At 71.1% G+C, this 10,574-nt stretch carries 1 protein-coding gene; it reads right to left on the bottom strand.

All coding sequences use genetic code 11. The annotated features are described in order from the left end of the window. Positions 1-102: 102 nt before the first annotated feature. On the bottom strand, positions 103-10,574 hold a 10,472-nt coding region (locus ACWCPM_RS24130), incomplete at its 5' end, for an amino acid adenylation domain-containing protein (RefSeq protein WP_450978324.1).

Genomic DNA, 10,574 nt, shown 5'->3' with positions numbered 1-10,574 from the left:
CGGATGAGGGTGGCAGGACGCGAGGACCGGCGACCTGGGGCGTGTTCCGGAAGTCCCTTCGTCGCCCGAAGGGCGGGGCAGAAGGGACTCCCGGAACATGCGCTAGCGCGGCCTGGGACTCAGGACGGGCCGGCTGCGCTTCTCCGGTCCCAGTCGCTTCGCCAGGCCGGCGGGAGTGGGCGCTTCGAAGATCGCGCGGATCGGTACTTCCCTGCCGAGGTCGGCGCGGACATGACCGGCGAGCTGGGTCGCGAGAAGGGAATGCCCGCCGAGATCGAAGAAGTTGTCGTCCACTCCGATGTCGGGGACGCCCAGCACCTTCTCGAAGATGCGGCAGAGAGCCGCCTCTTCGGGTGACGCGGGTTCCCTGCTCTCGCGTTGGCCGGCGTACTCGGGCGCCGGGAGGGCGGAACGGTTCAGCTTGCCGTTCACCGTGAGCGGCAGAGCGTCCAGGACCATGATCGCGGACGGGACCATGTACTCCGGCAGCAGGGCCGCGACATGGGTCCGCAGAGCGCCGCCCGCCGCCCGGAAGGCACTGACGTCCTCGGCGGACAACTCGCGGGCGGGCACGATGTATCCGGTCAGGCGCTTGTCGCCGGGCTGGTCCTCCCGGACGACCACGGCGACCTGGCCCACCGACGGGTGGGTGAGCAGTGCGGCCTCGATCTCGCCGAGTTCGATGCGGAAGCCGCGGAGCTTGACCTGGTCGTCGGTGCGGCCCAGGTACTCCAGGGCGCCTTCGGTGTTCCATCGGGCCAGGTCACCGGTGCGGTACATCCGCTCACCCGGCTCGCCATGGGGATTGGCGACGAAGCGCTCGGCGGTCAGTCCGGGCCGGTTGACGTATCCCCGGGCGAGTTGCACGCCGGCCAGGTACAGCTCTCCGGCGACGCCGGGCGGCACGGGCTGCAGTGCGGCGTCCAGCACGAACACCCGCGTGTTCCAGACCGGGCGGCCGATGGGCACCACGCCTCCGGCGTCGGCGCCGGGTTCGCAGGTGAAGGCGGTGACGTCGATGGAGGCTTCCGTCGGCCCGTACAGGTTGTGCAGCGGGATTCCGAGGGAGGCGGTGAACCGGTCGCGCAGTTCGGCCGGCAGGGCTTCACCGCTGGCCATGACCGCGCGCAGTGACGGCACCGTCCACTGCGAGATCTCGGCCGCCGCGACGAACACCTGCAGCATCGACGGCACGAAGTGGGCGACGGTCACGTGCTCACGCCGGATCAGCTCGGCCAGATATCCCGGGTCACGGTGCCCGCCCGGACGGGCCACGACCAGGGTGGCACCCTCCAGCAGCGGCCAGAAGAACTCCCACACGGACACGTCGAACCCGAACGGTGTCTTCTGCACGACCCGGTCGTCCGACGTCAGCCGGTACGTGTCCTGCATCCACGCCAGCCGGTTCACCACACCCGCGTGCGGGACCGCCACACCCTTGGGCCGCCCGGTGGAACCCGACGTGTAGATGACATAGGCCGGGTGGGCGGGCAGCAGCGCCCCGCCGCGGTCGGCGTCCGAGAGGTCCGCGTCGGCCGGCCTTCCCAGCTCGGTCACGGTCGCGGGATCGTCCAGCACCACGCGTGCCACGGTCTCCGGCAGTACGCCTTCGGCCTCACGGGTGGTCACGACCAGCGCCGGCTTCGCGTCCTCCAGGACGTATGCCACGCGCTCCGCCGGGTACTCCGGGTCGATCGGCACATACGCGGCGCCGGTCTTGACCACCGCGAGCAGCGTGGCGACGAGGTCCGGCGAACGGTCCGCCATCACCGCCACCCGCCGCTCCGGACCCGCCCCACGCGCCACCAGCAGCCGCGCCAGCCGGTTCGCCCGTGTGTTCAGCTCCGCATACGTGAGCCGGAGGCCCTCGAACAGCACCGCGGTCGCATCCGGGGTCCGGGCCACCTGGACCTGGAACAGCTCGGGAAGCGTCGCCGGAGCGACCGCGCGGGCGGTGTCGTTCCAGTCGACCAGCAGCCGGTGCTGCTTGTCGTCCATAACCCGGATCGCACGCAACGGCCGACCGGGCTCCTCCTCCAGCGCCGTGACGAGTTCCTCGACCGCGGTCTCCATGAAGGCGACCACCGATCGCGGATCGACCGGGGCCACCGACTGGACGGTGAGGGTGAACAGGGGGTTCGTGTCGTTGACGGAGAATTCCAGCGGGTAGTTGGTGCGCTCGTGCCCGTGCAGCAGTTCCATCCCGTCGGGGCTCGGCGCCGCGGTGTCCTCGCTGTGGCGGTAGTTGAACAGCGAGGTGAACAGCGGCGTCCGAGCGGGAAGGGCGCTGGCCCGCTGAGCCAGGATGAGCGGTGCGTGCTCGTGCACCAGCAGGTCCGCGAGCTGCCGCCGCATGGCGTACACGGCGTCGCGCACGCTCACGGAGCCGATGTCGAGACGGGCGGGCAGCGTGTTGACGAACAGGCCGGGTACCCGGTCGGCTCCGGCGCCCGCGTTCATCCGGCCGAACAGCACGGTGCCGAACACCACGTCGTCGCGGCCCGAGGTGGCCGCCACGACGCGCGCCCAGGCGACGTGGAACAGCGTCGCCGGGCTGACACCCAGGCGTCGCGCCTGCTCCCGCAGCCGCTGCGCCACATCCGAGGCGAGCGGCATGCGTACCTCGGAGACACCGCTGCCGTCACCGTGCACGTCCAGCAGCCCGTAGGGCGCGGTCGGCTCGCTCACGTCACCCACAAGTCCCGCGAAGAACCGCTCGTGCTCGTGCGCCGGGATCGTGAGCCGTGCCTGCGCGACGAACTCGCGGAACGGCAGCGGCGCCGGCAGCGTGTCCCCGTTCCCGGAGAGGATCGCGCGGATCTCGTCGAAGACCAGGGCGAGGGACGTGCGGTCCTGCACGAGGTGATGCACTTCGAGCAGGACGTACCACTGCTGGTCGTCGGGGTCCTGGGCGACGCCGACCTGCAGCAGGGGGGCGCGCCGGACGTCCATCGGCGCGGTGCGTGTGGCCAGCAGGCCGCCCACGACATCCGGGCCCTCCAGCCGGAGGTTCTCGACCGGGACGGGGGCCGTGCGCAGGACGACCTGGACGGGCTCCCGGAGTCCTTCCCACAGGAAGGCCGTACGCAGGATGTCGTGCCGGTCGACCACCTGCTGCACGGCGGCGACGAAGGCGTCCACCCGCGGCCGGGAGTCGAAGCGCAGGACGTACGGCAGCGTGTACAGGTCGGTGCCGTTCTCGCCCTCCAGCAGGTGGTGGAAGAGGATGCCTTCCTGGAGCGGCGCCAGCGGGTAGATGTCGGCGATCGCGGCCGCGCCGCCGGGCACCTCCGCGACGATGGTGTCGATCTCCTCCGCCGTGAGGTCTGCCAGCGTGACCATCTCCGGGGTGATCGTCGTGGCCCCGGCGGGGATGCCGTTGTCCGGCAGCACCACCTGCGGAGCGCCTTGCAGCGCCGCCAGTCCGGCCACGGTCGGGCTGGTGAACAGCGTCCGCACATCGACCGCGACGTTCGCCGCCCGGGCCCGCTCCACCAGCTTCACCGCCAGCAAAGAGTGCCCGCCCAACTCGAAGAAGTCGTCGTCGACACCGACGGAGGGCAGGCCGAGCACCTCGGCGAACAGCGCGCAGAGGATCTCCTCCTGCACCGTCGACGGCCCACGCCCGGTGGCCCCGGCGCCGTAGTCCGGAGCCGGCAACGCCCTGCGGTCGAGCTTGCCGTTGACCGTCAACGGCAGCTCGTCGAGCGCCACGATCACGGCCGGGACCATGTACTCGGGCAGCACCCGGGCAAGGTGCGCACGGATCTCCGCGACGTCCGGGTCCCCGGCCGCCACCACGTACCCGGCCAGGCGCTTGTCGCCCGGCCGGTCCTCCCGCACCACCACGGCCGCCTGGGTGACGGACGGGTGGGCGAGCAAGGCGGCCTCGATCTCGCCGAGTTCGATGCGGAAGCCGCGGATCTTGACCTGGTCGTCGGTGCGGCCCAGGTACTCCAGCTGCCCGTCGGCGTTCCACCGGGCCAGGTCACCCGTGCGGTACATCCGCTCGCCGGGCGTGCCGTAGGGGTCGGCGACGAACCGCTCGGCGGTCAGACCGGGCCGGTCCAGATAGCCCCGGGCCAGCTGCACACCCGACAGATAGAGCTCGCCCGCCACCCCGGCCGGTACCGGCCGCAGCGCCGCGTCCAGCACGAACACCCGGGTGTTCCAGACCGGACGGCCGATCGGTACCCCACCGTCGGCGCCGGTACCACCCGGCTCACAGGTGAAGGCGGTGACGTCGATGGCGGCCTCGGTCGGGCCGTACAGGTTGTGCAGCGGGATCGGCAGCACCGCGTGGAACTGATCGCGCGACGCGACGGACAACGCCTCGCCGCTGCAGACCACGGCCCGCAGGGACGCGCACTCCCGGGCGGCGGGTTCGGCGACGAACACCTGCAGCATCGACGGCACGAAGTGCGCGACGGTGACCTGCTCGCGCCGGATCAGCTCGGCCAGGTACACCGGGTCACGGTGACCGCCCGGACGGGCCACCACGAGGGTGGCACCTTCGAGCAGCGGCCAGAAGAACTCCCACACCGACACGTCGAACCCGAACGGCGTCTTCTGCACCACGCGGTCGTCCGAGGTGAGCCGGTAGGCGTCCTGCATCCACGTCAGCCGGTTGACCAGGCTCCGGTGGGTGACGGTGACGCCCTTGGGGCGTCCGGTGGACCCGGAGGTGTAGATGACGTACGCCGGGTGATCGACGAGGAGGGCACGGGTGCGGTCGCCGTCCTCGATGCCGTCGGCGGACAGCCGGCCGAGAGCGGTGGTCAGTCGCGGGTCGTCGAGGACGAGGCGGGGGACCTGGCCGCCGTCCGCCGGGTTCAGGGCCTCGGTGGTGAGCAGGAGCACGGGTCCGGCGTCGGCGAGGAGACGGGTGACGCGGTCGGCGGGGTGGTCGGGGTCGACGGGGAGGTAGGCGGCGCCCGTCTTGAGGACGGCCAACAGGGCGACGACGAGATCGACGGAGCGCTCCAGGTGGACCGCGACGAGGGTTTCGGGCCCGGCACCGCGTCCGGCCATGAGACGGGCGAGCCGGTTGGCACGCGCGTCGAGGTCGGCGTAGGACAGCCGGGTGTCCTCGAAGACCACGGCGGTGGCGTCGGGGGCGCGTGCGACCCGCGCCTCGAAGAGGTCCGCGAGCGTCGCCACCGGCACCTCGTGCGCGGTGTCGTTCCACTCCGTCAGCACGGTGTGACGCTCGTCCGCGCCGAGCAGGTCGATGTCCGTGACGGACTGTGCGGGGTCGGCGGTCACGCTGTCGAGGACGCGGACGAACCGCTCGGCCAGCGACTCCACCGTGCCGTGCTCGAACAGGTCGGTGGCGTAGACGAGGGAGCCGGTCAGCCCGCCGGTGTCGGCTTCGCGGAGCTGGAGGTCGAGGTCGAACTTGGCGGGCCGGTCACCCGTGTCGAGGAGGTGGGTCTCGACGCCGGGCAGAGCGAGGCTCGCGGGACCGGCGTTCTGCAGAGCGAGCATGACCTGGAAGAGGGGGTGGCGGGCCATGGACCGCGCGGGCGCCAGGTCCTCCACCAGCCGTTCGAACGGCACGTCCTGGTGGGCGAAGGCGTCCAGACCCCGTTCGCGTACGCGGTGCATCAGCTCGCGGAAGGACGGTTCGCCCGAGACGTCGGTGCGCAGGACCAGGGTGTTCACGAAGAAGCCGACCAGCTCGTCCAGGCTCTCGTCCGTGCGGCCCGCGAGGGAGGTCCCGAGGGGGATGTCGGTACCCGCGCCGAGGCGGAAGAGCAGAGTGGCGAGCGCGGCCTGGAGCACCATGAACTCGGTGACGCCCTCGGCGCGTGCCAGGCCGATGATCCGCTGGTGGAGCTCGCCGTCGATGCGCAGGTCGACCGTGCCGCCGCGATGGGTGGCCACCGGCGGTCGGGGCCGGTCGGTGGGCAGGGTGAGCTCCTCCGGCAGGCCGGACAGGGTCTCGCGCCAGTAGTCCAACTGGTGGCTGAGGATGCTCGTCGCGTCGTGGTCCTCGCCCAGCAGGTCGCGCTGCCAGAGGGTGTAGTCCGTGTACTGGACCGGGAGCGGCTCCCAGGCCGGCGCCCGCCTGTCGGCGCGGGCGGTGTAGGCGGTGGAGATGTCGCGGCCGAGCGGTGCCAGGGACCAGCCGTCGCCGGCGATGTGGTGCAGCACCAGCACCAGCACGTGCTCCTGCGGCGCCACGGCGAACAGCCGCGCCCGGAGCGGGAGTTCAACGGTGAGGTCGAAGGGGCGAAACGCCTCTTCGGCCACTGCCCGCGCCAACTCGCCCTCCGGCAACTCCCCCGGGAGGAGCGGCAGTTCGAACGTCTGGCCGGCGAGGACGCGCTGCTCGGGTACGCCGTCGACCTGTCCGAAGACGGTGTGCAGGACTTCGTGCCGGGTGACGACGTCGTCGAGAGCGGTTCGGAGGACAGCGGGGTCGAGGTCTCCGGTGAGACGGAGGGCGATGGGGATGTTGTAGAGCGCGGAAGGCCCTTCCAACTGCTGGAGGAACCACAGGCGTTGCTGGGCGTACGACAGCGGCACCGTGCCGGGCCTCGGACGGACGGTCAGCGGCAGGCGCGTTCCGCCGTCGCCGGTCTCGGCGAGACGGAGGGCGAGCCCGGCGACGGTCGAGGTTTCGAACAGGGCTCGCACCGGGATCTCGGCCCCGAGGGTGGTGCGGATACGGCTGACCAGGCGGGTGGCCAGCAGGGAGTGGCCGCCGAGGTCGAAGAAGTTGTCGTCCACCCCGACGTGCGGGAGGCCGAGGACATCGGCGAACGCCTGGCTGAGCAGCTGTTCCTGGAGGGTCCGCGCGTCCCGACCGGGGCTCGTGGCGCTGTAGTCGGGGGCGGGCAGGGCCTTGCGGTCCAGCTTGCGGTTCACCGTCAGCGGGAGCGCGTCCAGTGCGACGATCGCCGACGGCATCATGTAGTCCGGCAGCACGGCCGACAGGCCGGCACGGACGTCCGCGATGTCCACACCGCTCGACCCGCTCGACCCGCTCGACCCGCTCGACCCGCTCGAACCGTTCGGACCGCTCGCCGGGACGACGTAGCCGACGAGGCGCTTGTCGCCCGGCTGGTCCTCCCGCACCACCACGGCCGCCTGGGCGACGGACGGGTGGGCGAGCAGGGCGGTCTGGATCTCGCCGAGTTCGATGCGGAAGCCGCGGACCTTGACCTGGTGGTCGGTGCGGCCCAGGAAGTGGAGCTGACCCTCGGCGTTCCAGCGGACCAGGTCCCCGGTGCGGTACATCCGCTCGCCCGGCCCCCCGAACGGGTTCGCAGTGAACCGCTCCGCCGTCAGCCCGGGACGGTCCAGGTATCCCCGCGCCAGCTGCACACCGGCCAGGTACAACTCTCCGGCCACGCCCGGAGGCACCGGCCGCAACCACCGGTCCAGCACGAAGGCCCGGACGTTCGCCATCGGACGGCCGATCGGCGGAGTACGGCCCCACGAAGGCGCGGCACACCGCATCAGCGTGGCCCCGATGGTCGTCTCCGTCGGCCCGTAACTGTTGTAGAACTCCCGGTCCGCGGTGACCCACCGGTCGATCAGACCCCCGTCCGGCGCTTCACCCCCCACCACGAGCAGCCGCAGCTCCGGCAACCGCGCGGGGTCCAGCGACCGCGCCACCCCCGGCGTCACATGCGCAACCGACACGCCCTGCGCACGCATCAGATCCTGAAGGCGTTCGAGGTCGACCCGATCCTCGTCGGCGGCCAGCACGAAGACCGCACCGGAGAGCAAGGTCATGAAGAGGTCCTGCACCGACACGTCGAAGCTGAACGCCGTCGCCCCCAGCACCCTCGACCGCTCGTCGATCCGGTACTCCGGCATGACGGCGGCGATGTTGTTGGCGAGCGAACGATGCGTGACCACGACGCCCTTGGGACGCCCCGTGGACCCGGAGGTGTAGATGACGTACGCGCGGTGGTCGAGCAGCAGCGGGCTGCGCCGTTCCCCATCGGAAAGGTCATGCGCGGCACGGCTCGACAGGTCCTGCCGCAACAGGGGATCGTCGAGCGACAGACGCGTCACGTCGACGCCGCGCAGCCCCTCCCACGTCTCATCGCCGGCGATGAGGACCGAGGGCCGTGCCTCGGAGAGCACGTAGGCGATCCGGTCGGCCGGATGGCCGGGGTCGATCGGCAGATAGGCGGCACCCGTCTTGAGTACGGCCAGGATGGCGACGATGAGGTCGACGGACCGAGGGAGCGCCAGGGCGACCAGTCGCTCGGGCGCTGCCCCGTGCTCCACCAGCAGTCGGGCTAGCTGGTTGGCGCGGGAGTTGAGCTCCGCGTAGGACACCTCGACGCCCTCGAAGACGACGGCGGTGGCGTCGGGGGCGTGGGTGACCCGGGTCTGGAACAGCTCGGGAAGGGTGGCGAGGGGGACGTCGCGGGCGGTGTCGTTCCATTCCGCGAGGATCTGGTGCTGTTCGGTGGGGTCGAGTACGTCGATGTGGTTGACCGGGACTGTCGGGTCGGCAGTCACGGTGTGCAGGATTCGGGTGAGGCGTTGGGTGAGGGTGGTGGCGGTGTGGTGGTCGAACAGGTCGGTGGCGTAGGTGAGGACGCCATGCATGCCTGCGGGGGTGCCGTCGGGGGTGTGGTGTTCGCCGAGCTGGATGTCGAGGTCGAACTTGGCGGGGGCGTCGCCGGTGGGAAGCAACTCGGCGTTCAGGCCGGGTAGTTCGAGGTGGGGTGTGGTGTTGTTCTGGAGGGTGAGCATGACCTGGAACAGGGGGTGGCGGGCCATGGACCGGGTCGGGGTGAGTTCTTCCACCAGGCGTTCGAAGGGGACGTCCTGGTGTGCGTAGGCGTTGAGTGCGTGCTCGCGGATGCGGTCGAGGAGCTGTGTGAAGTCGGGGTTGCCTGACAGGTCGGAGCGTAGGACGAGGGTGTTGACGAAGAATCCGACGAGGTTGTCGAGGTTTTCGTCGGTGCGTCCGGCGATGGGGGTGCCGATGGGGATGTCGTCGCCGGCGCCGAGGCGGTTGAGCAGGACGGTGAGGGCGGCCTGCATGACCATGAAGACGGTCACGCCGTGTGTGCGGGCCAGCTCCACGATGGCCTGGTGTGTTTCGGCGTCGATGTGGAGGTCGGTGGTGGCGCCGTGGTGGGAGGCCACGGGGGGACGTGGCCGGTCGGTGGGCAGTGCCAGTTCCTCGGGCGTCCCGTCCAGTGCGTGGCGCCAGTGGGCGAGTTGCGCCGTGAGGAGGCTGTCGGGGTCGGATGCGTCGCCGAGGAGGTCGCGCTGCCAGAGGGTGTAGTCGGCGTACTGGACCGGGAGGGGGTTCCAGGTGGGGGTGTTGCCGGTGGTGCGGGCGGTGTAGGCGGTCGACAGGTCCTGGGCGAGGGGGCCGAGGGACCAGCCGTCACCGGCGATGTGGTGCATCACCACGACGAGCACGTGCTCGTGAGGGCCGGTGCGCAGCAGATGGGCGCGCAGCGGGATTTCGCTCGCGAGGTCGAATCGGTGTCCGGCTGCTTCGGTGACCAGGCGGGTCAGCTCGGCCTGGGGGAGGTGTTCGGCGTCGACGAGCGTGAGCAGGTCGTCGATCGTGTCGGTGTGCTGGATCTGCTGGTGGGGGTTGCCGTCCGCGGTGGTGATCGTCGTGCGCAGGACCTCGTGCCGGGCCACGACGTCGCGGAGCGCGGTGTGGAGGGCGTCGGTGTCCAGGGTGCCGGTCAGGCGCAGTGCCATCGGGATGTTGTAGGTGGCCGAGGGGCCTTCGAGTTCGCCGAGGAACCACAGGCGTTGCTGGGCGAACGAGAGGGGCACCAGTTCCGGCCGCTGCGCCGGCGCCAACGAGGGCCGGGAAGTGTCGGAGGTGGTCAGGCGGTCGGCGAGTCCGGCCACGGTGGGCGTCTCGAACAGTGTCCGGATCGGCACCTCCACCCCGAACACCGACCGGATGCGGCTGACCAGGCGGGTCGCGAGCAGGGAGTGCCCGCCGAGGTCGAAGAAGTTGTCGTCGACGCCGACCGACGGCAGGCCGAGGACCTCGGCGAAGACGGTGGACAGGATTTCTTCCTGCACGCTTCCCGGGCCCCGGCCGCCGGCATCGGCGGTGTAGTCGGGGGCGGGCAGGGCCTTGCGGTCCAGCTTGCGGTTCGCGGTGAGCGGGAGCGCGTCCAGTGCGACGATCGCCGTCGGCATCATGTAGTCGGGCAGCACGGCCGAGAGGCCGGCGCGGACGTCCGCGATGTCCACACCGTTCGACCCGTTCGACCCGTTCGGACCGCTCGCCGGGACGACGTAGCCGACGAGGCGCTTGTCGCCGGGCGTGTCCTCGCGGACGATGACGGCGGCCTGGGCGACGGACGGATGTGCCGTCAACGCGGCTTCGATCTCGCCGAGTTCGATGCGGAAGCCGCGGATCTTGACCTGGTGGTCGGTGCGGCCGAGGTATTCGAGTTGTCCGTCGGTGGTCCAGCGGGCGAGGTCGCCGGTGCGGTACATGCGTGCGCCGGGTGTGCCGTGGGGGTTGGCGATGAAGCGTTCGGCGGTGAGTGCGGGTCGGTCGAGGTAGCCGCGGGCGAGGCCGGTTCCGGATATGTAGAGTTCGCCGGTTATTC

This window comes from Streptomyces sp. NPDC002309 (assembly GCF_053593375.1).
The sequence above is the reverse complement of the archived record's forward strand: the minus strand, read 5'-3'. Positions and strand labels throughout refer to the sequence as shown.